Origin of the sequence: Photobacterium lipolyticum, assembly GCF_003026475.1 — a bacterium.
In the GTDB taxonomy this organism is placed as follows: Bacteria; Pseudomonadota; Gammaproteobacteria; order Enterobacterales; family Vibrionaceae; genus Photobacterium; species Photobacterium lipolyticum.
The window spans coordinates 40,108-64,829 of the sequence record NZ_PYMC01000008.1 but is presented as its reverse complement, the minus strand read 5'-3'; the positions used below and the strand labels follow the sequence as shown (position 1 = coordinate 64,829).

Genomic DNA, 24,722 nt, shown 5'->3' with positions numbered 1-24,722 from the left:
ATCCTGCCTCGTATTAATTGCAATTATATTAAGTAAGTGACATTCAGCTCAGTTATTTAATACGATTTTCATATTTTATTTCCAACCGTTTTCAGGGGAGCATTGATGCTGGCTTTTTTTAGTCGATCCATCTTACTTGGCATCATCACGGCCGTTGTTTTACTCGTCGCCATCCCTGAGTTACGTCATAAAGTTTTCACGGCACCAGACTCTCTGAGTACGGTAGAAACAAGCCAGAGCCAAATGTCATTTAATTATGCCGTTCGCCGGGCCTCACCTGCCGTCGTTAATATTTACAACCGCCGCTACAACGCAGAAGACCGCCTGAAATTAAGCACGCAAGGGTTAGGCTCCGGCGTTATTATGAGCGATAAAGGCTATATCGTGACGAACTATCACGTGGTTGCAGAAGCCGACCAAGTGATTGTTGCACTACAGGATGGGCGTTTTTTCACCGCCCAGCTGATTGGTAAAGATCGTCGTACCGATATTGCCGTCTTAAAAATTCAGGCTGATAACCTGCCCGTTATCCCATTAAACCCTAATTACCAACCGGCAGTGGGTGATGTGGTGTTAGCTATTGGTAACCCGTATAACCTTGGTCAAACCACGACCTACGGCATTATTTCGGCAACAGGTCGTTCAGGTATGAGCTTTGGTCGCCAGGATTTCCTGCAAACGGATGCCGCAATTAACGACGGCAACTCCGGTGGCGCACTGGTGAACGCCCGAGGAGAGCTGGTCGGTATTAACACGGCCTCATTTCAGCAGGCAACCGACATTGAGACCTATGGGATTTCTTTTGCTATTCCCTACGAGCTGACCCATAAAATCATGCAAAAGCTTATCGCTGATGGTCGCGTCATTCGCGGCTATATTGGTATTGACGGGCGAGACATTAATCCCGTGATGGCGCGCTTGTATGATGCCGACCAAATCAGCGGAATTATTGTAATGGGGATGGATCCGGAAGGGCCAGCCGCTAAATCCGGCTTCAAAATCCAAGATATACTGGTGGAAATTGATGGCAGGCCTGTCACCGACAAGCGTAATGTACTGGATATTGTGACGGAGATCCGCCCGGGCAGTACTGTTGAAATGAAGATTCTGCGCAATGGTGAACCCAAAATACTGTCTGTTTTGGTGTCTGATGAGCCTAACGGCTATTAATGTAGCGTTTACGTCTGGCTTTATGGCCTCGTCGCGATGGAATAAGAAGAATAGCAAAAAGCCTCGTCGTAACGAGGCTTTTTCTTGTTATCAACAAATCCGCCGTTCGCTTATTCGCTTTCGTTGATTCGCTTGATCTTCATGCCTAACGCACTGAATTTCTCTTCGATATGCTCGTAGCCACGGTCAATATGGTAGATACGATCAACAATCGTTTCACCTTCAGCGATGCTTCCTGCAATAACCAGACTTGCTGATGCACGTAAATCTGTCGCCATCACCTGGGCGCCGCTCAGGCCATCAGTATCACCGCAAATCACCGTGTTACCTTCGATCTCAGCATGCGCCCCCATCCGGATAAGCTCAGGGATGTGCATGAATCGATTTTCGAAAATGGTTTCAGTAATAATGCCAGTACCTTTTGCCACGAGGTTAAGCAGTGAAAATTGTGCCTGCATATCAGTCGGAAAACCCGGGTGCGGGGCGGTGCGGATATTTACCGCTTTCAACTCGCGATCAGTCATATCCAGACTGATCCAGTCATCACCCGTTTCAATTGCCGCCCCAGCTTCTTCAAGCTTAGCTAACACCGCTTCCAACAGTGAAGGCCGGGTATTTCGACAGGTAATCTTACCGCCAGATACCGCTGATGCAACCAGGAACGTACCGGTTTCGATACGGTCTGCAACGACTTCGTGGTAGCCACCACCTAAACGCTCAACACCTTCGATCGTGATGGTGTCGGTACCTGCGCCAGTCACTTTAGCACCCAGCACATTCAAAAAATCTGCCGTATCAACAATTTCAGGTTCACGTGCGGCATTTTCAATGACCGTCGTACCTTCCGCCAGCGTGGCTGCCGACATGATCGTCACGGTTGCACCGACACTGACCTTATCCATTACGATATGGGTGCCTTTTAAGCGACCATCGACGGAAGCTTTGACATAGCCTTCTTCCAGCGTAATTTTTGCTCCGAGCTGCTCAAGGCCATGAATGTGTAAGTCTACCGGACGGGCGCCAATCGCACAGCCACCCGGTAGCGATACCTGGCCCTGGCCAAAACGCGCAACCAATGGACCTAACGCCCAAATCGACGCACGCATGGTTTTTACCAGATCATACGGCGCACGAAACTCATTCACACCACTAGCATCAATATACACAGAGCCATTACGGGAAACTTTCACCCCTAAACGGCCCAGCAGCTCCATCGTGGTATCGATATCGCGCAACTTCGGAACATTCGCCACTTCAACGGGCTCTTCGGCCAGCAGCGAAGCAAATAATATCGGTAATGCTGCATTCTTGGCACCAGAAATGGAGACTTCGCCACTTAATGGGCCACCGCCCTGGATTTGAAACTTCTGCATCATTAACCTCTTAAGACAGCGACATTAGCTTTTTATCACGCGCCCACTCTTGTGGCGTGAATGTTTTAATGCTTAGCGCATGGATATCGTTAGCCGCAATATGTCCCATCAGAGGACCATAGATGGTTTGTTGTTTCTTCACGCGGCTCATGCCGTCAAACAGAGCACCCACTGCTATCACTTCATAGTGGCTGCCTTCACCTTTCACGATAACTTCATCGAGTTCTAAGGCTGTTTCCAGAATTTGTTTGATTTCAGAGATTTCCACAAGCTATCCTCTTTGCTGCTCATTTTATACAGGCAGCTAACATTGATTCTACATGGCTAAGGCGTAGCAAAGTTTTAAGCTGCTCCGGCACGTTTAACAGGGTGAAGTCACACCCCGTGCTGCTCAATTCTTGAGATAAATGAAGCAACATAACCATGCCTGCAGAGTCTACCCGAGCTAAGGCTGAAAGATCGAGCGTTACCTTAGAATCTTGTGGCATCCATTCACGTCTTTGCCGCCAAAAGTCCGGAACTGTGTCACGTTCTAACTCGCCTGACAAGCGATAATGGCCATTTCCCAGCACCTGCCATGCAATCTTTGGCTCACTCATCCGTCTTATCCTCCCGACGGATCGGCTTGGCTGCAAGATCTTTCAGACTTTGGGTAACCACATCCACGCCTTCAGTACGAAGTTGTCCACTCCATTCGCTCTGTTTGGTGGAAATCATACTGACGCCTTCAGCTATCATATCGAAGCACTGCCATTCATTGGTTTTCTTGTTTTTACGTAACTTGAAATCCAAACGGATCGGCGGGCGCTGCTTGTCCACAATTTCAACCCGAACCGAGACAATGGTACGATCGGCAGGAATGGCTTTTGGCGGTTCAACCTTAATATCCTGATCCGTATATTGGGTCAGCACCTGAGCATAAGAAGCCACCAGATAATGACTAAACGCATCTACAAACTCGTTGCGCTGCTTTGACGTAGTTTTCTTTAATTGCGGACCCAGTACTTTATAGGCGGCATAACGGATATTGATGTACGGCAGTAATTCATCTTTTACCACCGTGCGTAAATAGTCCGGGTTTCCTTGAATCACCGTTTGCTCAGACTTCAGACGGTCGAACGTTATCTGTGAAACTTTCTCGATCATCCGATAAGGTTCCGAGGTATCCACGGGGGAAGCGAGAGCAAATGTTGCATGAATAAACAGTGGCAGGCTTACCATCCACCATAATATGTATCGTGCTAATTTCATCATCTCACCTATTTATCACTATCGCCGTTCATGCTGTAAAGCACTTGGCCAATCATATCTTCCAGCACTAATGCCGACTTGGTGTCTTCAATCAGATCGCCATCTTCCAGCATGGCAATACCCTCATCCACAAAGCCCGGGCTTATGCCTAAGTATTGCTCACCCAGCAGCCCTGATGTGAGGATGGCAGCAGAACTGGTTTCAGGAAAATTCCCGTATTTTTTCTCGATCGCTAATGTCACAACCGGCGTAAAGGTTTCAGCATCCAGCGTGATAGCGGTCACGCTGCCGACAGAGACCCCGCCTACCTTGATCGGGGAGCGCACTTTCAGTCCCCCGATATTGTCAAACTGTGCTTTTAACGTATAGGTATCATTGCCCCCGATGTTCTGCACATCAGCGACTTTAAAAACAAGCACCAGCAAGGCTGCAATGCCAGCCAGAACAAACGATCCGACCCATAACTCTAATTTTTTATTCTGTTGCATCCGTTAATTCCCAAAAATCGATGAATGACCAAACAGCCTTTAGTTCCCAAACATTAAGGCCGTCAGTACAAAGTCTAATCCCAATACCGCGAGAGATGAGTTAACCACCGTTCGTGTGGTTGCCCGACTGATCCCCTCAGACGTCGGCACGGTGTCATAGCCATTAAACACCGCGATCCAGGTTATGGTTATGGCAAAGACCACCGCTTTAATAATACTGTTACCAATATCCTGCCCCAGCTCGACGGAAGACTGCATTACTGACCAGAAACTACCATAGTCAATACCCTTCCAGTCGACACCGACCAGTTGGCCGCCCCAGATACCTACGGCGCAAAAAATCAATGACAGCAGTGGCATCGAAATCACTCCCGCCCAGAAACGCGGGGCGATCACCCGGCGCAACGGGTCGACGGCCATCATTTCCAGACTGGAAAGCTGTTCTGTTGCTTTCATTAAGCCAATTTCAGCAGTAAGCGCTGAGCCGGCTCGTCCGGCAAACAACAAGGCCGTCACGACAGGGCCCAATTCACGTAGCAGCGACAAGGCAACCATCTGCCCGAGGCTGGTTTCAGCCCCAAAATCGATTAAGACAATGTAGCCCTGCAGGCTGAGTACCATACCGATAAACAATCCGGAAACCATAATGATGGCGACCGATAACACCCCGACCGAATACAATTGCTTCACCAATAGCGGAAACATTTTTCTCGGCTGAGGCTTACTTACCAATGCGCCATAAAGCTGTAACGTTGCGCGTCCGAAGAGCTGACATTTGTCGATCCCTCTCCGGCCCAGTCGCGCAATAAAATCAATAATCATGATTAGACTTGCCTTTTATTTTCAGCTAATACTTTTACTGCCAGCGCCAGTAAACAAATCTTGTTCCAATGGTTGGGCAGGGAAGTCAAATGGCACCGGGCCGTCTGCATCGCCATCAAGAAACTGGCGGACGCGAGGATCAGGATTGGCCTGAAGTTCATCAGGTGTACCACTGCCAATGATTTTACTGCCCGACAATAAATACACCCGATCGGCAATGCTCAGCACTTCAGGCACATCGTGGGAAACGATCACAGCTGTGATCCCTAACGCCTTATTCAGGCTGTCGATAAGTTTAACCAGGATCCCCATGGTGATCGGGTCCTGACCGACAAAAGGTTCGTCGAACATGATTAAATCTGGATCAAGCGCTATCGCCCGCGCCAGCGCAGCACGTCGTGCCATGCCGCCAGAGAGCTCATTAGGCATCAGCTCCGCAGCACCACGCAGCCCGACCGCCTCTAACTTCAGTAGCACTAAAGTACGCAGCAAGTCATCTGGTAAGTCTGTGTGCTCGCGAAGCGGATAGGCCACATTATCGAACACAGTCATATCGGTAAACAGTGCGCCAGACTGAAATAGCATGCTCATTTGTTTCCGTGCCACATAGAGCTCCCGGCTATTTAAGCGGGGAATATTCCATTGCTCAAACCAGACCTCCCCGCTATCCGGGGCTAACTGACCACCAATCAGGCGTAGCAAGGTGGTTTTCCCGATCCCTGATGGCCCCATAATGGCGGTAATCTGACCTCTAGGCACATCCAGGCTGACATCATCAAAGATCTTCCGTTCTCCTCGCGAGAACGTCAGGTTTTTTATTGAAACTAGCGTTTCAGTCGGCTCCATATCCATCCTGTCGGCCACTTTGGCCACCTCAACCTATTCCCGGTCAATATCCATGCATTAACAGGGATACAAACACATTCATCTCATTGACCTCTGCCGCGGCTTAGCTCGCCGTCATTGTTGTTAACAAAAATGTTTTCAACAACAGTCAATCTTTCAACAACAAAGGGATTCATCATTAATCAGAGCTGCCGATCATAAGTACATTATGCAACCGACTCAAGATACTAATTGTTAGTTTCTTGTTATTTCATCACTAAACGGCCAATTGCACGAACTTCGTTCTCTGATAACTGGTTGTCATCTTCTGCTCTGCAGCCCTATTATAATTTTCCTCGCTCAAGGATAACAGTTTTTTTGAACGCCGTTTCAATGAGCTCGTCTTTAGCCATGGCGATCCTTCACACGATTATGATTTGAGTAAAGAATGGCACAATAAATACCGGTATTGATAAGAATAGGTATTGCCCCAATCAATTAGTCACGGCTTTCCCTTCCCTTTTGTCTTGCTTACCGTCAAAATTACCCCCTCTTATATATGCCAATTGCATTTGCCAGCACACCATTCAATGCGGTGAGTTAATGTGATTGGAATAACAATCAAACTTTGTTTTAAAACTAAAGGGATAAGAATGCTCGAATCCATTGTGTTGCTGTGTATTGGTTTAGTGTTACTGGTATGGAGCGCAGATCGACTCGTTTTTGGTGCTGCCGCGCTAGCAAAAAATTTAGGTGTTACACCGCTGGTGATCGGTATGACCATCCTCGCGATGGGCTCATCGGCACCGGAAATGATGGTTTCGGCTACCGCTTCGCTGGCTGGAAAAACCGATACGGCTGTCGGTAATGTCCTGGGCTCGAACATCGCCAACATTGCGCTTATCCTGGGCCTGACCGCACTGATCAAACCGCTGTCCATCAGCTCTGCAATCATTCGTCGGGAATTACCGCTGATGCTGGCTGTTACCTTAATCGCCGGTTTCCTGCTATGGGATAACTACCTGGGCTTCAGGGAAGGTGTATTACTGGTCGTCTTATTCGTTTTCTTCCTGCTGGCGATGTTAAAAATCAGCCGCAAAGCCCAACAGGCTGGCGATCCGTTAACAAATGAACAAGAATCAGAAATCCCGGAAGGCGTCAGTAACAGAGCCGCTACGGTCTGGATCATCGTCGGGCTGCTACTGCTCCCTTATGCTGCCAGTATGCTGGTCGACTCGGCAGTGACCATTGCCAAGTTCTTCGGTATGAGTGATTTAATTATCGGCCTGACGATTATTGCCATCGGTACCAGCTTACCGGAACTTGCCGCTTCGATTGCCAGCATCTTCAAAGGTGAAGATGACATGGCGGTCGGCAATATTATCGGCTCAAATGTATTCAACATTCTGGCTGTTATGGGGATCCCGGGCTTACTGAACCCGTCAGTGATCAGCCCGCTGGCAATGGGTCGCGACTTCTACGTTATGCTGGGGGTTTCAATCTTATTGCTCTGTATGGCTCTTGGAAAACGTCGTCGTATCAACCGCATAGAAGGTGGCGCGCTGGTTTCTTGTTTTATCGCCTATCAGTTCTATCTGTTTTATAATCTCGCGGCCTAACGGAGACCAATGTCATGTCAGAGAAGTTTGATTTTTGCGCTCATGGTCGCAAAGTCCTTGAAATTGAAGTAGAAGCACTGCAGCAAATTACGCAATACATTAACGGTAGCTTTACCCAGGCGTGTGAGCTTATTTTGAACTGCCGCGGTAAAGTGATTGTAATGGGGATGGGTAAATCCGGTCATATCGGCAATAAAATTGCGGCGACACTCGCCAGCACCGGGACCCCGTCCTTCTTCGTCCACCCTGGTGAAGCCAGCCATGGCGACTTAGGAATGATAGAAAAAGATGATGTCGTCCTGGCGATTTCAAACTCCGGGGAAGCATCTGAGATCCTCGCCCTGTTACCGGTTATTAAACGCCTGGGCATTCCTCTGATCAGCATGACCGGAAAACCAGAATCGAGCATGGCAAAACTGTCGCAAATCCACCTCCAGATCACCGTGGCGACAGAGGCATGCCCGCTGAACCTGGCACCGACCTCCAGTACGACTGCAACGCTGGTGATGGGCGATGCGCTGGCAATAGCGCTAATGGAAGCACGCGGTTTTACCGCCAATGATTTTGCGCTTTCTCACCCAGGCGGCGCATTGGGCCGTAAGCTGCTGCTACGTATCTCTGATGTCATGCACACCGGTGACTTGCTACCTCTTATCGAAGAGCAGGCCACAATTAAGGATGCGCTGCTGGAAGTATCGCGAAAAGGATTAGGCATGACAGCCATTGTCGACAGCCAACAGCAGCTAACGGGTATTTTTACCGATGGTGACTTACGCCGTTTGCTCGATAACCGCATTGATATTCACAATACCCCGATCGGCGAAGTCATGACTCGCAATCCGTCGACCATTGCCGCGAACCTGCTTGCAGCAGAAGGCTTGAAGCTGATGGAAGATAAAAAGATCAACGGCTTACTAGTGACTGACCAAGGGCGTCTGGTCGGCGCATTGAATATGCATGACCTGCTTAAAGCTGGGGTAATGTAATGACAGAACAAGTAGAAACTATTTACGGTCCTGTCTGTCAAACTACTTATCAGTGTGCTAAAAATATCCGCTTACTGATTTGTGATGTTGACGGTGTATTCTCTGACGGCCGTATTTACATGGGAAATGACGGCGAAGAACTCAAGACCTTTCATACCCGTGATGGTTACGGCATCAAATCGCTGATGAGTGCAGGCGTTGAAATCGCTATCATTACCGGTCGTAAATCAGCCATTGTCGAAAACCGGATGGCTGCACTGGGCATTAAACATGTGTACCAGGGACAAGACAATAAAGTCGCCGCTTACCAGGATATTGTTGAGAATCTGGCGATCCCGGCAGAACAGACCGCTTACATTGGCGATGATCTGATTGACTGGCCCGTGATGGAAAAAGTGGGATTATCTGTTTGTGTTGCAGATGGTCACCCACTACTGGCGCAACGGGCTGATCTGGTAACCCGGATCCAAGGTGGCTATGGTGCCGTACGTGAAGTGTGCGATTTAATCCTCGAAGCCAAAGGCGAACTAGACAAACATAAAGGGTTAAGTATATGACCTTAAAAAGGCTACTCTATGCACTGCTACTGATCATTTGTGCATGGACTGGCTACTACTTGCTAGAAAAAAACTGGCAAGCAGATATACAGGTAGAACCCGATACAGAAAAACCGCTGTTTACTGGTAGCATGGTCTCCAATACGGCATTTACTGAGTCTGGTATACGCAGTTATCAAATTGATTCAGACCATTTAGAACACTTTAGCAAAAGTGGCGATACCAACTTTGTTAAACCCGTGCTCTGGGTATATCGTAATGGTGAAAATACCGAATGGCGCATCAGTTCAAATACCGCCAGACTGGATAAAAACCAGGTACTGAAAATGACGGGTAACGTGCGTATTTTTAACTTACTGCCAGAATCGGCCATCAAAGTTATGCAAACTGACAATTTACGACTTGACTTGATCAGCAAAGATTTTGATACACAAGATCATGTTGTAATTACCGGATCCGCCTTCCAAAATGAAGGGACGGGGATGAAAGGTAATATGGACCGCAGTGTGGCGACCTTATTGAAGAATGTAAAAGGTAGATATGAAGCTTTATAAGATCACTAGCCTGCTGTGCCTGTGTATCAGCGCATCAAGCTGGGCATTAAGTAATGACACAGAGCAGCCTATTTATATCGACTCAAACAGCCAAGAGCTTGATATTCAGAAAAATATTGTCACCTTCACTGGCAACGTCGTTCTCCGTCAGGGCAGTATTGATATTCGTGCCGACAAAGTTGTCGTCACCCGCCCGAATGGTCAGGAAGGAAAAGAGACCATCGACGCTTACGGTAAGCCGGCAACCTTTCATCAGATCATGGATAACGGCAAGCCCATTGATGGTGCAGCCCTTAAAATGCGCTATGAGACCGCCACAGAATTCTTAAAAATGACCGATGAAGCGATCCTGATCCAAGATGGCAGTGAAATTCAGGGCAAAATCATCAGTTATAAAATTGATGAACAAAAACTGGTTGCAGAAAGTGGCAAGAAGAAACGTGTCACGACCATTCTGCAACCAAACCAATTGAATAGTAACAAGAAATAAGCGACGCGCATGGCAAAGCTAAAAGCAGAACACCTGGCCAAAAGTTATAACGGCCGAAAAGTCGTCTCGGATGTAAGCCTTGAAGTAGAATCAGGCAAGATTGTCGGGTTACTCGGGCCAAACGGTGCGGGCAAAACCACCTCTTTTTACATGATTGTAGGCTTAGTCGCACGCGATGAAGGCCAAATCACGATTGATGGTGTCGATATCAGCTTACAGCCAATGCACAACCGTTCACGAATGGGTATCGGCTATTTACCGCAAGAAGCCTCAATCTTCCGTCGCCTGAGCGTTCACGACAACCTGATGGCAGTCCTGCAAACCCGCAAGGAGCTAACCAAAGAACAGCGCCAGGATAAGCTGGAAGATTTATTGGATGAATTCAACATTCAGCACATTCGTAACAGCTTAGGTATGGCATTATCCGGTGGTGAGCGCCGGCGGGTAGAGATCGCACGTGCGTTAGCGGCTAACCCAAAATTCATTCTTCTTGATGAACCTTTCGCCGGGGTAGACCCAATATCTGTGATCGACATCAAAAAGATCATTGAACATTTACGCGATCGTGGGCTTGGTGTCCTAATTACCGATCATAATGTTCGAGAGACACTGGATGTGTGTGAACATGCCTACATTGTCAGTCAGGGGCAATTGATTGCTCATGGCACACCATCTGATGTATTAAATGATGAACATGTAAAACGCGTCTATCTGGGTGACCAGTTCCGTCTATAGTTATAAATAGGGACGAACTAAAGGCAAGAGGCTTTGTACCTGGTACGAAAAGCCCGACACTCAGCTCCACGCACAAAACAATAATGACAAGGTGCATAAACACGAATGAAAACCTCGCTCCAGCTTAAGCTAGGCCAACAATTGGCAATGACGCCACAATTGCAACAAGCCATCCGCTTGTTGCAGTTATCTAGCTTGGATCTTCAGCAAGAGATCCAGGAAGCCTTAGACGGAAATCCATTGCTGGAACTCGAGGAAAGCCCCAATGACACCGAGTCATCAACCGATGACAAAGCCAGTGAGTCGGCAAGTGTTGAGCTTACCGCTTCAGAACAGACATCATCAGAAAACACCGCTTCAGACAATGAGCAAAACGAACCTGAACCGTTCGACACCTCAGAAGCCATAGAACAACATGAAATGCCAGATGAGCTCCCGGTAGATACCACCTGGGACGACGTCTACAGTGCCGGCACCGGCAGTACCGGCATCGCGATGGACGATGAAATGCCGATCTATCAGGGGGAAACGACCGAATCGCTGCAGGATTATCTGATGTGGCAGGTTCATCTGACGCCGTTTAGTGAAACAGATGTCGCCATTGCTACCGCCATCATCGATGCGGTTGATGACAAAGGCTACCTGACTTGTTCTGCCGAAGAGATTCAAGAGAGTATGGGCGACGACGAGGTCGAACTTGACGAAGTCGAAGCCGTACTAAAACGCGTACAACAGTTTGACCCGCTCGGTGTGGCATCTCGCAATTTACAAGAATGCCTGTTGCTCCAGCTCGCCACTTACCCCGATGATACGCCATGGCTGGCTGAAGCCAAGATGCTGTTAAAAGATCATATCGGCCTGCTCGCAAACCGGGATTATCGGCAATTAATGCGCGATACCAAATTAAAAGAGCCTGATCTCAAGTCAGTCATGCAGCTGATCCATGGCTTAGACCCGCGTCCGGGCAACCGGGCCGTACCATCAGAAACAGAATATGTTATTCCCGATGTTTCGGTGTTTAAAGATCATGGGAAATGGATCGTTACCGTCAACCCTGACAGCGTGCCACGAATTCGTGTTAACCAGCAATACGCGGCCTTGAGCAAGAGCACGCAGAACAGTGCTGACAGTCAGTTTATTCGTACCCATTTACAAGATGCTAAGTGGCTGATAAAAAGTTTAGAAAGCCGTAACGAAACCCTGCTAAAAGTTGCCCGCTGTATTGTTGAACACCAGCAAGACTTCTTTGACTACGGCGAAGAATCGATGAAACCTATGGTGCTTAATGATATTGCGCTTGCCGTCGAGATGCATGAATCCACTATTTCGCGTGTCACAACCCAGAAATACATGCATACTCCACGCGGTATATTTGAATTGAAATACTTCTTCTCAAGTCACGTTAGTACGGATAACGGTGGTGAATGCTCATCAACCGCAATCCGGGCACTAGTGAAGAAACTGGTTGCTACTGAAAATCAAGCTAAGCCACTAAGTGATAGCAAGATTGCTACGTTATTGGCGGAACAGGGGATCATGGTTGCAAGGCGAACAATTGCAAAGTACCGTGAATCTCTAGCCATTCCGCCATCTAATCAGCGAAAACGTCTGATTTAATCAGATGCCAACAGAAGGAAGATGTCTATGCAAATCAATCTCACTGGGCACCATGTTGAAATTACCCAATCACTTCGTGATTACGTCACCACTAAGTTCGACAAACTAGAGCGCTTTTTCGATAAAATTAATAATGTTCATGTGATTTTGAACGTAGATAAATTACAGCAAGGGGCAGAAGCGACCTTACACATCAATAATGGTGAAATTCACGCCAGAGCGGATTCTGAAAATATGTATGCCGCTATCGACGCATTGACGGATAAACTCGTACGTCAATTAAACAAACACAAAAATAAACTCAATAGTCACTAACCATGCACCTGAGTACCGTATTAAGCCTGGACTGCACGAAAAGTGCAGTCCACTGCTCCAGCAAAAAACGCGCCCTTGAAATTATCAGCGAGATTGCGGCTGAACACTTAGATCAAAATCCACACCCCCTATTTGAATGCATGCTAAATCGCGAGAAAATGGGCAGTACAGGAATTGGCAATGGCATCGCAATCCCTCATGGGCGGATCAATAACAGTGATCAGGCCGTCGCTATACTGATCCAGTGTCAGGATCCCATCCAGTTCGACGCCATCGATAACCAGCCCGTTGATCTGCTTTTTGCCCTGCTCGTGCCTGATGCACAATGCCAAGAGCACTTAAAAACCTTGTCCAGCATGGCTGAAAAGCTCAGCAATAAACACGTTTGTAAGCAATTACGTACCGCTAAAAGCGACGAAGAGCTTTATCAAATAATGACCGATGAATCATAGTCTTGTAAGTTACCCCCTAGTATTTGAGGTATGTCTGCCATGATGTTAATGGTCGTAAGTGGTCGTTCCGGATCCGGCAAATCAGTCGCTCTGCGCGTACTGGAAGATCTCGGCTACTACTGTGTAGATAATCTGCCGGTTAACCTGTTGCCGCAATTTATTCGCACCGTCGAAAATTACCAGCAAGATATTGCGGTCAGCATTGACGTCCGTAACATGCCAACAGCGCCGGGTGAGATCCAGAAAACCCTTGATTCGCTCAGTGACCAGATCGACGTCAACGTAATTTTCCTCGATGCCGATGACAAAGAACTGGTAAAACGCTATAGCGAAACTCGTCGTCTGCACCCGCTTTCAAAACAAAACATGAGCTTAGAACAAGCCATTCAATCGGAAAGCACGATTATGGCCGAGCTTAAAGAACATGCGGATCTGGTGATTGATACCACCAACAAATCCATTCATGACCTGAGTGAAACGGTACGATCAAGAGTACTTGGCCGTGATTCGCGGGAGCTGATCCTGGTATTTGAATCTTTCGGTTTTAAGCATGGTTTACCAACAGATGCTGATTATGTGTTTGATGTCCGCTTCCTGCCTAATCCGCATTGGGTACCCGAACTGAAACCACAGACAGGGCTGGATCAAGGCGTCAAAGAATACTTAGCCGGCCATACCGAAGTGACCCAGCTTATCTATCAAATCCGTAATTTTATTGAAACCTGGCTACCGCTGCTGGAAAAGAACAATCGCAGCTATGTCACGGTCGCTATCGGGTGTACCGGCGGTCAGCACCGCTCTGTCTATGTCGCCCAGCAACTGGCCGATCATTTTCAGCATAGCGGCCAGCAAGTACAGATCCGCCATCGTACGTTAGAAGGCAAGTCATGACATTCCTGAGCCGAGAGCTGTTTATCAAAAACCGGTTAGGACTGCACGCCAGAGCGGCAGTCAAACTGGTAGAATTAGCACAGAGCTTTGAATCCACCGTGACTATCAGTAACGACGAGAAAAATGCAACGGCTGACAGTGTCATGGGGTTATTAATGCTGGAGTCTGCACAGGGGCAGCAGGTGAGAGTCAGTGCCAAAGGTAATGACGCCCAAAAGGCATTGGATGCCGTGACCGCATTGATTGAAGCGGGCTTTGATGAAGAAAACTAATTGGTATAATAGCTAAATTCACAAATATACCGATAACATGAGGTGATTATGGCTGAGATGCTCTCGATCTGCGGCCATAATCCTATTTCCCCATAACCGATACCCTTCAGCCATCTATTATACTAATTGAGACAATTATCCCGATTGGTATTAAATATGCTTTTCCTGTCAGATCTGGCGGGACAACCACCTTACTATTACGTTAAAATTCATCCGTTAAAGTTTCTGCGTTAAATTTATTGCGCCATCAAACCACAAGGTCCCATGCCTATGGCGGATGTCTTAGAACAAGATCAGACCCATCAAACGCTACAAGAAGTCAACAAAGCCCTGGAAAATGGGATGTTTGTCCATGTACGCCGTATGCTTCAGGAAATGGAGCCGGAGGACATTGCACACCTGTTGGAAGCCTCTCCGCCAAAAGAGCGCCAGGTATTATGGCAGCTCACCGATCCGGAAGAGCAAGGTGAGATTCTTGATGAGCTTTCTGAAGATGTAAAAGACGGCATCGTCTCGCAAATGGACCCAGGGAAACTGGCGGCCGTTACCGAGGGGATGGAAAGTGATGACGTCGCCTACGTTCTGCGTAGCCTGCCTGATGAGCGGTATCAGGAAGTACTGGCACAGATGGATGCCACCGATCGCCATCGGATTGAAAAAGCCCTCGCCTACCCGGAAGAAACCGCCGGTGGGATAATGAGTACCGACTTCATCACAATCCGTGGTGATGTCACCGCCGACGTGGTATTGCGTTACCTGCGTATGAAAGGTGAATTGCCTGAAGCCACCGATGCCCTTTACGTGGTCGACCAAAATGAACAGTTAATTGGTCACCTTTCACTGGCGGCGCTGATCACCGCCCAACCTGATGTCGAAATCCATGACGTGATGGAGGATGCCGATGAAGCGATCCCCGTAGATATGGATGACGGTGAAATCGCCAACCTGTTTGAACGACGCAATTGGCTATCAGCCCCGGTTGTGGATACCAATAACCATCTGGTCGGTCGTATCACCATTGACGACGTCGTCGATATTATTCGTGAAGATGCCGAGCACTCAATGATGAGCATGGCGGGTCTGGATGATGATGAAGATACCTTTGCCCCAGTAATGAAGTCAGCCCGACGCCGGAGTATCTGGCTCGGGGTGAATGTTCTGGCCGCGCTGGCTGCCGCCTCTGTCTCGAACCTTTTTGAAGAAACGTTAGATCAAATGGCAGCCATTGCGATTTTAATGACCATTGTGCCATCGATGGGCGGGGTGGCCGGAAACCAAACCGTCGCTCTGGTTATTCGCGGTTTAGCTGTCGGTCATATCGGTGAGTCGAACACCCGCTGGCTGCTCAGTAAGGAAGCTCGGGTGGGCCTGATTAACGGCCTGTTGTGGGCATTCATTATTGGGGGGGTTGTTGTCGTCTGGAAGGGCAACCTGGTTCTCGGTGCGATCATTGCCGGCGCCATGCTGACCAACCTGTTAGTGGCAGGTATTGCCGGTGTCACGATCCCGGTTATGCTCAAGAAGTTTAATATAGATCCGGCACTGGCTGGCGGCATGGCGCTGACAACCATTACCGATATCGTCGGCTTATCGGTCTTCCTCGGATTAGCGACGATATTTTTGATCTAGAGTTGTGAGTTATTCGTTTCGAGTCGCGAGAAATAAAAAAGCGAGAGCCTTGGCTCTCGCTTTTTTGTTTTAGGCTATGGGCCTTGCAAGCAGGGTTCAGTCACCTCAACCTAGGACCGGCACAGCTCTTACTCGCCGGCGATTTTCATCGTATCGAGCAGGATTGATCCGGTCAGGATCTGACTCCGTGTTTCGGTATCAGTACCAATTGCGACGATATTTTTCATCATATCTTTAAGGTTGCCGGCAATCGTAATTTCACTTACCGGGTATTGGATTTCGCCATTTTCAACCCAGAAGCCAGCGGCACCACGGGAATAGTCGCCATTAACGATATTGACCCCTTGCCCCATCAGTTCAGTCACCAGCAGCCCGCGATCCATTTTCTTCAGCATTTGGGCAAAACTTTCACCCGTCGATTTGACCAGCCAGTTATGGATACCACCGGCATGACCGGTTGGCTGGCGGCCCATTTTACGTGCCGCATAGCTGGTCATCAGGTAGGTTTGCAACACGCCGTCTTTGATAATTTCCAGATCGCGTGTCGCCAAGCCTTCGCTATCAAATGGCGTACTTGCCATTCCCCGTAAAATATGTGGTCGCTCACTGATATTCAGCCAGTCAGGGAAAATTTGCTCACCCAGTGAATCTAACAGGAAAGACGACTTGCGGTACAAATTCGAACCGCTGATCCCCATCACCAGGTGGCCAAACAGGCCTGTCGCAATATCTGCGGCAAACATGATGGGAGCTTCACGGGTTGACAGTTTCTGCGCATCAACACGACCAACGGTACGCTCGGCAGCATGCCGGCCGACACGTTCCGGCGTCCAGAGATCAGAGGCAACGCGCGAGGTGGTGTAGCTGTAGTCACGCTCCATCTCACCGTTTTTGCCCTCTGCAATCACACAGCAGCTGGTACTGTGGCGACTGGATGCATAACTGGCTAACATGCCATGGCTGTTACCATAAACACGCACGCCATAATGGCTATCATAGCTTGCACCATCGCTCTGTTTAACCCGAGGGTCAAAATCCAGTGCGGCTTGCTCTGCTGCAATGGCAATTGAAGCGGCGTGATCCGGCTCGGGTTCATCGGGGTGGAACAGATCTAGATCCGGAATATCTTTCGCCATCAGCTCTGCAGGTGCAGGGCCCGCAAAAGGATCTTCAGACGTGTAGTGGGCAATATCCAATGCCGCTGCGACGGTTTGCGCAATGGCCTGCTCACTGAGATCCGACGTCGAGGCGCTGCCTTTTCGCTGACCGCGATAGACGGTAATACCCAGTGCGCCATCACTATTAAATTCCACGTTTTCTACCTCACACATTAAGGTAGAAACACTGATCCCCGTGGTTTTATTAATAGCAACTTCAGCAGCATCCGCTTGTTTGCCTGCGAGTTCTAAAGCCCTCGCGACCGCAGCTTCCAGCTCTACGCGCTGCTGTGCGACCTGTTCTCTTACGTCCATACAATCACTTTATCTGGGTTTGATACTTATAGGATAACATCGCAAGTGAGGAATTTACGCCCAAAATCGTTATTAAACTGATAAAATAGATTGATTAGCATTTTTAGTGAGCCTGTTATGAGCCGTAAAAACAAAAAAGCCCCATGGGAAGAGGAAGAAGAGATCATCTGGGTAAGTAAATCCGAGATGAAACGTGACATGGATGCGTTACAAAAACTGGGAGAAGAGCTTGTTGCTTTGACACCGAATGGATTGGCAAAAATACCGCTTGATGAAGAATTGTTGTCTTCCATCAAAGATGCGCAACGCTTTAAAAATGAAGCTCGCCGTCGTCAACTTCAATACATCGGCAAAGTAATGCGTTCTATTGATATTGAACCTATTCAGGCGGCACTTGATAAGCTCAATAACAAGCATTCGCAGCAAACTGTAGCGCTTAAGAAGCTTGAGCAAAAACGCGATCGGCTAATCGAAAATGGCGACAGCATGATCAATGCGATTATGGTTGATCACCCTGAAGCAGACCGTCAGCACTTACGCCAGCTCGTGCGCCAGGCAAACAAAGAAAAGGCCCAGAGTAAGCCACCGAAGGCCTACCGTGAAATCTTCCAGTACCTGAAAGAGCTGTACCTCGAAAACTAAAGGCTGCAATGCAAGCTGACAGTAATCGCTATAAAGCAATAATAAAAACGCCAGTAAATTGCTGGCGTTTTTGTATCAATTTCACTTGATACACGTAGGGCCTGTTTATCTTTCAACATAATTATTAATAGTTGAAGCACCTAAACATGTCATCCCGGAATCGAGGAACGAGATATCCGGGATCCAGCTTTAACCATGTGCGCCTTAGATTCCGTATAAGTTCGTTCCTCACTTTACGGAATGACGACGTTTGGTGGCTGAACTCATCAAAATTTCTTTGATGAAGTACTACTCGGTGCCGCCAACCGTCATAGCATCAATTTTTAAGGTCGGCTGGCCCACACCAACCGGGACGCTCTGACCCGCTTTGCCACAAACCCCAACGCCCAGGTCGATATTGAGATCGTTACCCACCATCGACACCTGCTGCATCGCTTCAATGCCGTTCCCAATCAAGGTTGCCCCTTTAATTGGCCGAGTCACCTTACCGTTTTCAATCAGGTAAGCTTCTGAGGCAGAGAACACAAATTTACCAGAGGTAATATCAACCTGGCCACCACCAAAATTAGGCGCGTAAATACCCCGCTTAACACTGGCAATGATTTCTTCCGGCGTGTGCTCTCCCGGCAGCATATAAGTGTTCGTCATACGAGGCATCGGCAGGTGGGCATAAGACTCTCGACGACCGTTACCCGTTGGTGCAACCCCCATCAGGCGCGCATTCAGCTTATCCTGCATGTAGCCTTTCAGCTTGCCGCCTTCCACCAGTACGTTGTATTGGCCCGGGGTACCTTCATCATCAATATTAACCGAACCACGGCGGTTAACTAACGTACCGTCATCAACAATCGTACACAGCGGTGATGTTACCTGCTGTCCCATCTGACCAGAGAACATTGAAGAGCCCTTGCGGTTAAAGTCACCCTCCAAACCATGGCCAACAGCTTCGTGCAATAACACACCCGGCCAGCCTGAACCCAATACGACGGGCATCGTGCCAGCAGGGGCTGCGTCGGCATCCACATTCACCAGCGCCTGGCGAATAGCTTCATCTGCATAACCCAGCGCGACTTTCTGACCATTTTCTTCACTCAGGAAGTGCTCATAACCATAACGGCCGCCGCCGCCTGCGCTGCCTCGCTCGCGCTTATCGCCCTTTTCTACCAGCACACTGATAGACAACCGCACTAAGGGGCGAATATCGGCGGCATAGGTACCGTCAATAGCCGCCACCAGCACTTGCTCATAAACACCGTTGATACTGACCGAGACTTCCTTTATCAATGGCTCTTTGGCGCGAATATATCGGTCGATCTCTTCAAGCAACGCAATTTTCTGGAACTTATCAAGGCTGCCAAGCGGATCGATCGGTGCATAAATGCCTGATGGCGTGATCGGGCTGAAAGCCTTAACACTGGCATTGCCGCCCTGGCGAACAATGCCGCGGGCTGCTTTGGCACTTTGGGTTAGTGCTAGCTGGTTGATCTGATCTGAATAAGCGAAGCCGGTTTTTTCTCCGGCAACCGCTCGCACCCCAACACCGCGATCAATATTGAATGAGCCATCCTTGATAATACTGTCTTCCAGTACTAGCGATTCATGCCAGCAGGACTGAAAATAGATATCAGCATAGTCAACGTCTCGGGCCGCTATCATTCCTAAGATATTATGAAGCTCATCACGCCCTAACCCTGATTGGGCTAGCATGGTCTTTTCTACAGTATTCAGGGTCATTTATTCTGCTCTTGTAATTTATCGCTGGTGCACACTAAAACGTGCGTGCTGATCCAACGGCATATTGGTTCGGATTGTCTGGTTCAGACCTAAATCGATATCAGCAGTCAGCACCCCTGTACCTTGCTGCTGACAAGCCACAATTTGTCCCCAGGGATCGACTATCATCGAATGTCCCCAGGTTTCCCGGCCTTCATTATGTTCGCCCCATTGCGCTGCCGCAACAACCCAGCACTGGGTTTCTACCGCCCGCGCACGCAATAGTACGTCCCAGTGGGCTTTCCCGGTCACTTTCGTAAATGCCGCTGGTATCACGATAATATCGGCCCCTTGCTCTCTCAGAGCTGTATATAGCTGAGGGAAACGCACATCATAACAGATCGACAAGCCAATATTGCCAAAGGGGGTGGAGACAACTTTTACTTCATTGCCAGCCTTGAAGGTATCTGATTCGCGATAGCTGTGGTGCTGATCTGCCACTTCAACATCAAACATATGGAGTTTGTTGTAATGCGCCTGACACTGTCCCTGATCATCAAACAGCAACGTGGTGGCCGTCATGGTGCCATCCGGCTGGCGGATCGGCATCGATCCGATTAGCAACCAGATCCCCAGCTGCTTCGCCATACCGGCCAGCTCAGTTTGTAACGGCCCGTCACCCAGCAGTTCTGCATGGCGCTGATAATCCTGTTGCGAGCCAAACACCAGGGTATTTTCCGGCGTTAAGACTAACCGTGCTCCTTGCAATTGCAGCCCTTTAAGCTTTTTCTTAAGCTTACGAAGGTTAACCTCAGGATCAGAACCTGAATTCATCTGTACTACACCGACTTTTGCCATGACCTACTCCCTGATCCAAACTCTTCAATTCTCGTTAGTCGTTCTTATTTTGAAGGTATTGATGCCTTCTGTTATTACGCACTGGCGTTACTACTCCTCAACGGACTCAGACAGCGTATACTCACCTTTAAATCGCGAACGCTCAGTAACCGTTGGCGATTCAATGGGCCCTTTTACGATATAATTGATCTGGGTAAAGACATCCACCACCGGTGACAGAGCCGTTGAAATGGCAAACACAAGAACCGCGGTTTGCGGGGCTACCGCAAAAGCCGTTAACACCGGAATACCCGATGTAAAATCAGGGATGAACTTCACCCGAGCATCGACGGTCTCATTGACAAGATTAGCAGTTCCCTGGATAAACATATCCCCTGCCAAGGTCTCCATCTCGATGTTCTCACTTTTAAAAATGCCCTTGGTGATCTTGCCGGAACCTTTGATGTAGTTAAATGCTAATCCGTCATCAAATACCCCGGAGAAATCCAGTTGCATCTTACGCAGAATCGAATCAATACTGAATAAGCCCAGTAAACGCCCGGCACCTCCCACCTCGCTGATGATCCCTTTACCCATATCGGTCTTCAATTCACCGGTTAAGGTTTCCCGGTGTATCGCCCAGGGTGCACCTTGCCACTGAATAGAGGCATAACTGCTGAATGAGGCATCCTGAATCCCCCCGGAGATACCAAACCTCCCCATCAGATCAGAACTATTTTCTCCTTCAATATCAAAGGCAATTTGGGTTTCATTCTGAACACCGTCTAATGTCCAGTGGCCATCAAGATTCAGTGCCGTTGTTCCCGAATCCACTTCCAGATTCTGTAACACTAAGGTGTTCTCGTCCCGGTACAACTTTCCAGACACTTTACCTAACCGGTATCCTTGCAACCAGGCATCCTGGATTTGCAGATCAATGTCAGGCATATGGGCCATCATGCTACGGTCAAAATCCGTCGCAGGTGGCGCATCCTGCTGTGGCACATATTTCTGTTGCGGCCGCTGCTGATCTACTGGTTGCAAAGCATCAATATTTAGATGCATTTTCTCCAGCGCAACATTGATCGGACCAGCTTGTGGCCAGAACGCCTCACCTGTCAGCTCACGACTGCCAAGGATAAAATGCCACTGCTGCTGCTTTTTTCGCACCGCTAACGAAACATCGTTCCAATCTAAGGTTGCCAGTTTAAGTTTTTTGATCTGAGCATTTATACGGGTAGGCGTCGGCAGCTCCGGGAAGGTACTGACTTCGCCTTTTTTCGTTGCTTCTCGTGTGCTGTCTACCACTTCATTAACAACATCAATCCACTCATCACCATCAAACTTATCGCTGTTAATCCGTACTCCATGCCCTTTCAATGGCTGCTTACGTAGCGCACCTTCACCGATATTCAGCAAGCTGCTCTGAATAACCAACCGTTCCGGTTGTAAGTTAATCTGAGCCTGATAATTGGCATCCGGTACAATAATATGTCCCGCCAGTAACTCGGCATTTCCAGAGGCATTAACCGTCGCAAACTGAGTCGATGAGGGTGATAACGGGTGTCGCAGCGGATAAGGCAGCTGGCTATTAATCTGCCCGAGCGCTGCTTTCAGCGCGACATCATAATTAAAGCCGGTATCATGTAAGCTGATCCCTACGGTTGCCTGCCATTCACTGCGACCAGAAACATGTTTCAACAAGGGATCATTGAGTTGCTGCTGAAGTGGCGCGACCTGCCAGTCCCCCGCCAAATCAATATCCACCTGATACCCCGTATCAACACTGTTGCCGTTAAAGCCGAATGTCACCGGCTGAGCCAGCAACATCCCCTTAATGTCCTTCGCATTAATAATATCGTTATCAAAACTCAACTGACCATTAACCTGGTCGAGTTGTATCGGCGGGGTGTCTATCGCAAGTTGATTATCAGCAAGACTGGCCTTGCCCCAGGCGCGGACCTCACTGCCGTCGAATGGGATATCCAACTGAAAACGTGAACTTACCGGTCCGCTCACCTGTACGGTAGTCAGCGCCGCCCCGACGGAATCCACCAACGGAGTCGACATCATATAGTCGCGGACATCTCCGCCTTGGGCTGCTACATCAATATCTAATTTCAGGTGACCGCCAGCACTCAGCTCTGCCGCCCCCGTCACCCGGGATGCGGTTACTCCCATGGTTTGAGCATGGCGAGAATCGAGATACATCAAGTCATTTTCAAATAACAAATCAAGTTGCAAATCCGTCAGTAACGGCCAGTTGGTATCAAAACTGAATTTTGCTTTTTCCAGCGGCACATTGGCCTGGAATACCCCCGCATGATTGCTATAGGGAAAATCAGCCAACTCGCCATACCAAAGCAATTGTGCGCCTTGCGCCTGACCGCCTCGAATTGCCGCCGACAGATAATCCGTCAGATCTCGCCCCAAGGCTAAGGTAGGTAAATAGCGCCAGGTTTCACCGGCATTGCTAATAGAAGCCTCACCATAAAACGATAACCAGGCGGGTTGCTGGGCCGGAAAATCAAGACGGAATTCGCCATTGGCTTTGAGATGCGGTGTCGCCACCTGTAATTTGTCGCTCCATAAGCGCCAGCCTTGCTCATTCACTTGCCAGTAGGCCGTTACTTCACCGCTGTCAATATTCAGGGGGGCCTGGAATACATTGCCATAAGGCAAGTGATCGTCGTGTAAACTCAGTACGGCTTTGCCTGAGGTCATATCCCCTGCAATAGTGGCATCCAGCTTATGCACTTCAGGCAACAGCTCCCATTGCTGCATTCCGAATTGTTGCAGCTGCGCTGAAAATTGCGGTGACTGATCCTGCTTGCTTGCAATGCGAAGATCTGACAATTTTCCCGTCGGCTGAAGAGCCTTCAACATCGAAGACAAGCTATTGTCTGCCGGAAGAAAACTGAAAAATGGCATCAGACGTTCCAGCTCAACCGTGCTAACGGCAAGCTGCCACTCCTCGGGTTGCCACTGGGCAGCAATATCAAACTTAGGCCATAGCACCTTATCGGTTTGTATTCTCAGCTGATCACTGTCAATGCGCCAGACCGTTTGACCTTGCGGCAGAAAGTGCGGAGTCAATGCGAGCAGGCCTTGTTGTACCCTGAACTCATGTGTTTTCTCGCCGGCTTGCCATCGCACATAGCTGTCTTTCAGACTGACCCGGCTATTGGTGATCTGGCCGTCTAACAGATCCAACCACACCTCAAAATCGAGATCACTGGCGGTAATATCTGTCACACCAGACAGTCTTTTATTCAGCCAGGGAGTCATGGATAAATTCAGGGCCCGGGCATAAATGCTGCCAGACAAGCTGGGCAAATCGCCCTTCTCCGACAAGTTAGCAATCACTTTCAGCTGGTTGAAGTGGGTACCCGCAATGCTGATAACGCCTTCAGCCAGATGCTTACCTTTTATATTTTTCCACTTCAGCTCACTGATATCGATTCGTTTTTTATCACCCGCTGGCGTCCACAGCGTCACTTTTGAATCGGTTAGCGAGAAGTTGCCAAGGCGAATGAAAAAAATCTGCTCCAGTCGCTGGGCAATAGAGATATCGGCATCCGAGGGTTTCTTGGTGGCCAGAGAAGGAATGTTGGGGTCAAAGCCCGGTAACTGCGTTAAATCGATCTCCAGCTGGCGAATGCCAATATCTTTGAAGATCGGACGAAGATGTAATACCGATTGCCATAAATCAAACTGTAAATCGACCTCGTTGATCGTCGCTAATGGTTCGGCATTGTCGGTCGGTGAAAGCCCGATCCCCTGTAGCAGTATCGACGGACCAAAGCTGCGCCAATGACCTTCAACATTGTCAACTTGCAGGCTCATGCCCGCTTGTTCGGAAGCCCATTGACGGATCGGCTCACGAAATTCATTTAACTGAGGAAGAAAAAGGCGCAGACCACTAATCGCAATAGCGGCCAGTACTAACAGAATCAGTACCAGCCACATTAATCCACGTACCAGACGAACTGGAACTGTTGTCACTCAATAG

The 24,722-nt window shown here is 48.7% G+C and carries 25 protein-coding genes; 14 read left to right on the top strand and 11 right to left on the bottom strand.

Features of this window, described 5'->3' with window-relative positions:
- Window positions 1-105 precede the first annotated feature (105 nt).
- Window positions 106-1,170 (top strand): outer membrane-stress sensor serine endopeptidase DegS, encoded by a 1,065-nt coding sequence (degS, locus tag C9I89_RS12370; RefSeq protein ID WP_107283664.1) that lies wholly within the window; start codon window positions 106-108, stop codon window positions 1,168-1,170.
- A gap of 110 nt (window positions 1,171-1,280) precedes the next feature.
- On the opposite strand, the gene murA is transcribed toward degS, so the two are convergent.
- The 7 genes from murA to mlaF are packed head-to-tail and all read right to left on the bottom strand — an operon-like array spanning window position 1,281 to window position 5,950.
- A complete protein-coding gene (gene murA / locus C9I89_RS12365) occupies window positions 1,281-2,543 on the bottom strand; it encodes a UDP-N-acetylglucosamine 1-carboxyvinyltransferase (RefSeq protein ID WP_107283663.1) in 1,263 nt (420 codons plus the stop codon).
- A gap of 10 nt (window positions 2,544-2,553) precedes the next feature.
- Complete coding sequence (gene ibaG, locus C9I89_RS12360; RefSeq protein WP_107283662.1) at window positions 2,554-2,811, bottom strand: BolA family iron metabolism protein IbaG; 258 nt, start codon at window positions 2,809-2,811, stop codon at window positions 2,554-2,556.
- 19 nt (window positions 2,812-2,830) lie between these two features.
- Window positions 2,831-3,142 carry an STAS domain-containing protein gene (locus C9I89_RS12355; protein ID WP_107283661.1) on the bottom strand — a complete coding sequence of 104 codons (312 nt, stop codon included), beginning with the start codon at window positions 3,140-3,142 and terminating at the stop codon, window positions 2,831-2,833.
- On the bottom strand, window positions 3,135-3,794 hold the full coding sequence (gene mlaC, locus C9I89_RS12350; RefSeq protein WP_107283660.1) for a phospholipid-binding protein MlaC: 660 nt from the start codon (window positions 3,792-3,794) through the stop codon (window positions 3,135-3,137). Before mlaC ends, C9I89_RS12355 begins: the two co-directional genes overlap by 8 nt.
- An 8-nt stretch (window positions 3,795-3,802) precedes the next feature.
- Window positions 3,803-4,282, bottom strand: coding sequence for an outer membrane lipid asymmetry maintenance protein MlaD (gene mlaD / locus C9I89_RS12345; protein WP_107283659.1), 480 nt, complete (start codon window positions 4,280-4,282; stop codon window positions 3,803-3,805).
- Window positions 4,283-4,321: 39 nt separating this feature from the next.
- Window positions 4,322-5,104 carry a lipid asymmetry maintenance ABC transporter permease subunit MlaE gene (gene mlaE / locus C9I89_RS12340; RefSeq protein ID WP_107283658.1) on the bottom strand — a complete coding sequence of 261 codons (783 nt, stop codon included), beginning with the start codon at window positions 5,102-5,104 and terminating at the stop codon, window positions 4,322-4,324.
- 21 nt (window positions 5,105-5,125) lie between these two features.
- A complete protein-coding gene (gene mlaF, locus C9I89_RS12335) occupies window positions 5,126-5,950 on the bottom strand; it encodes a phospholipid ABC transporter ATP-binding protein MlaF (protein WP_107283657.1) in 825 nt (274 codons plus the stop codon).
- 632 nt (window positions 5,951-6,582) lie between these two features.
- Here mlaF and C9I89_RS12330 point away from each other — a divergent pair.
- The 12 genes from C9I89_RS12330 (at window position 6,583) to mgtE (ending at window position 16,046) form a co-directional block, all read left to right on the top strand.
- Window positions 6,583-7,548: a calcium/sodium antiporter gene (locus C9I89_RS12330; protein WP_107283656.1), complete on the top strand. Its 966-nt coding sequence runs from the start codon at window positions 6,583-6,585 to the stop codon at window positions 7,546-7,548.
- A gap of 14 nt (window positions 7,549-7,562) precedes the next feature.
- Window positions 7,563-8,534: an arabinose-5-phosphate isomerase KdsD gene (kdsD, locus tag C9I89_RS12325; protein ID WP_107283655.1), complete on the top strand. Its 972-nt coding sequence runs from the start codon at window positions 7,563-7,565 to the stop codon at window positions 8,532-8,534.
- Complete coding sequence (kdsC, locus tag C9I89_RS12320; protein ID WP_107283654.1) at window positions 8,534-9,091, top strand: 3-deoxy-manno-octulosonate-8-phosphatase KdsC; 558 nt, start codon at window positions 8,534-8,536, stop codon at window positions 9,089-9,091. Before kdsD ends, kdsC begins: the two co-directional genes overlap by 1 nt.
- Window positions 9,088-9,645, top strand: a complete 558-nt coding sequence (gene lptC, locus C9I89_RS12315; RefSeq protein WP_107283653.1) for an LPS export ABC transporter periplasmic protein LptC — start codon at window positions 9,088-9,090, stop codon at window positions 9,643-9,645. The genes kdsC and lptC overlap by 4 nt, the downstream gene beginning before the upstream one ends.
- Entirely contained in the window at window positions 9,632-10,135 is a 504-nt protein-coding gene (gene lptA / locus C9I89_RS12310) for a lipopolysaccharide transport periplasmic protein LptA (RefSeq protein ID WP_107283652.1), read from the top strand. The genes lptC and lptA overlap by 14 nt, the downstream gene beginning before the upstream one ends.
- 9 nt (window positions 10,136-10,144) lie before the next feature.
- On the top strand, window positions 10,145-10,870 hold the full coding sequence (lptB, locus tag C9I89_RS12305) for an LPS export ABC transporter ATP-binding protein (protein WP_107283651.1): 726 nt from the start codon (window positions 10,145-10,147) through the stop codon (window positions 10,868-10,870).
- A 105-nt stretch (window positions 10,871-10,975) separates the two neighbouring features.
- Window positions 10,976-12,487, top strand: a complete 1,512-nt coding sequence (locus tag C9I89_RS12300) for an RNA polymerase factor sigma-54 (RefSeq protein WP_107283650.1) — start codon at window positions 10,976-10,978, stop codon at window positions 12,485-12,487.
- 27 nt (window positions 12,488-12,514) lie between these two features.
- Window positions 12,515-12,802 carry a ribosome hibernation promoting factor gene (hpf, locus tag C9I89_RS12295; RefSeq protein WP_107283649.1) on the top strand — a complete coding sequence of 96 codons (288 nt, stop codon included), beginning with the start codon at window positions 12,515-12,517 and terminating at the stop codon, window positions 12,800-12,802.
- Window positions 12,803-12,804: 2 nt separating this feature from the next.
- On the top strand, window positions 12,805-13,254 hold the full coding sequence (gene ptsN, locus C9I89_RS12290) for a PTS IIA-like nitrogen regulatory protein PtsN (protein WP_107283648.1): 450 nt from the start codon (window positions 12,805-12,807) through the stop codon (window positions 13,252-13,254).
- A gap of 39 nt (window positions 13,255-13,293) precedes the next feature.
- Window positions 13,294-14,145, top strand: coding sequence for an RNase adapter RapZ (gene rapZ / locus C9I89_RS12285; RefSeq protein WP_107283647.1), 852 nt, complete (start codon window positions 13,294-13,296; stop codon window positions 14,143-14,145).
- Complete coding sequence (locus C9I89_RS12280) at window positions 14,142-14,417, top strand: HPr family phosphocarrier protein (protein ID WP_107283646.1); 276 nt, start codon at window positions 14,142-14,144, stop codon at window positions 14,415-14,417. The genes rapZ and C9I89_RS12280 overlap by 4 nt, the downstream gene beginning before the upstream one ends.
- Window positions 14,418-14,687: 270 nt before the next feature.
- Window positions 14,688-16,046: a magnesium transporter gene (gene mgtE / locus C9I89_RS12275; protein WP_107283645.1), complete on the top strand. Its 1,359-nt coding sequence runs from the start codon at window positions 14,688-14,690 to the stop codon at window positions 16,044-16,046.
- Window positions 16,047-16,174: 128 nt separating this feature from the next.
- Here mgtE and pmbA read toward each other — a convergent pair whose 3' ends face one another.
- A complete protein-coding gene (gene pmbA / locus C9I89_RS12270; RefSeq protein WP_107283644.1) occupies window positions 16,175-17,518 on the bottom strand; it encodes a metalloprotease PmbA in 1,344 nt (447 codons plus the stop codon).
- 117 nt (window positions 17,519-17,635) lie between these two features.
- On the opposite strand from pmbA, the gene yjgA reads away from it, so the two are divergent.
- Window positions 17,636-18,160, top strand: a complete 525-nt coding sequence (gene yjgA, locus C9I89_RS12265; RefSeq protein ID WP_107283643.1) for a ribosome biogenesis factor YjgA — start codon at window positions 17,636-17,638, stop codon at window positions 18,158-18,160.
- Between the two features lie 288 nt (window positions 18,161-18,448).
- Here the strand turns inward: yjgA and tldD are convergent, their stop codons facing one another.
- The 3 genes from tldD to C9I89_RS12250 form a co-directional block, all read right to left on the bottom strand.
- Window positions 18,449-19,894 carry a metalloprotease TldD gene (tldD, locus tag C9I89_RS12260; RefSeq protein WP_107283642.1) on the bottom strand — a complete coding sequence of 482 codons (1,446 nt, stop codon included), beginning with the start codon at window positions 19,892-19,894 and terminating at the stop codon, window positions 18,449-18,451.
- An 18-nt stretch (window positions 19,895-19,912) separates the two neighbouring features.
- Window positions 19,913-20,731 carry a carbon-nitrogen hydrolase family protein gene (locus C9I89_RS12255; RefSeq protein WP_107283641.1) on the bottom strand — a complete coding sequence of 273 codons (819 nt, stop codon included), beginning with the start codon at window positions 20,729-20,731 and terminating at the stop codon, window positions 19,913-19,915.
- 90 nt (window positions 20,732-20,821) lie between these two features.
- Entirely contained in the window at window positions 20,822-24,715 is a 3,894-nt protein-coding gene (locus tag C9I89_RS12250) for a YhdP family protein (RefSeq protein WP_107283640.1), read from the bottom strand.
- Window positions 24,716-24,722 lie beyond the last annotated feature (7 nt).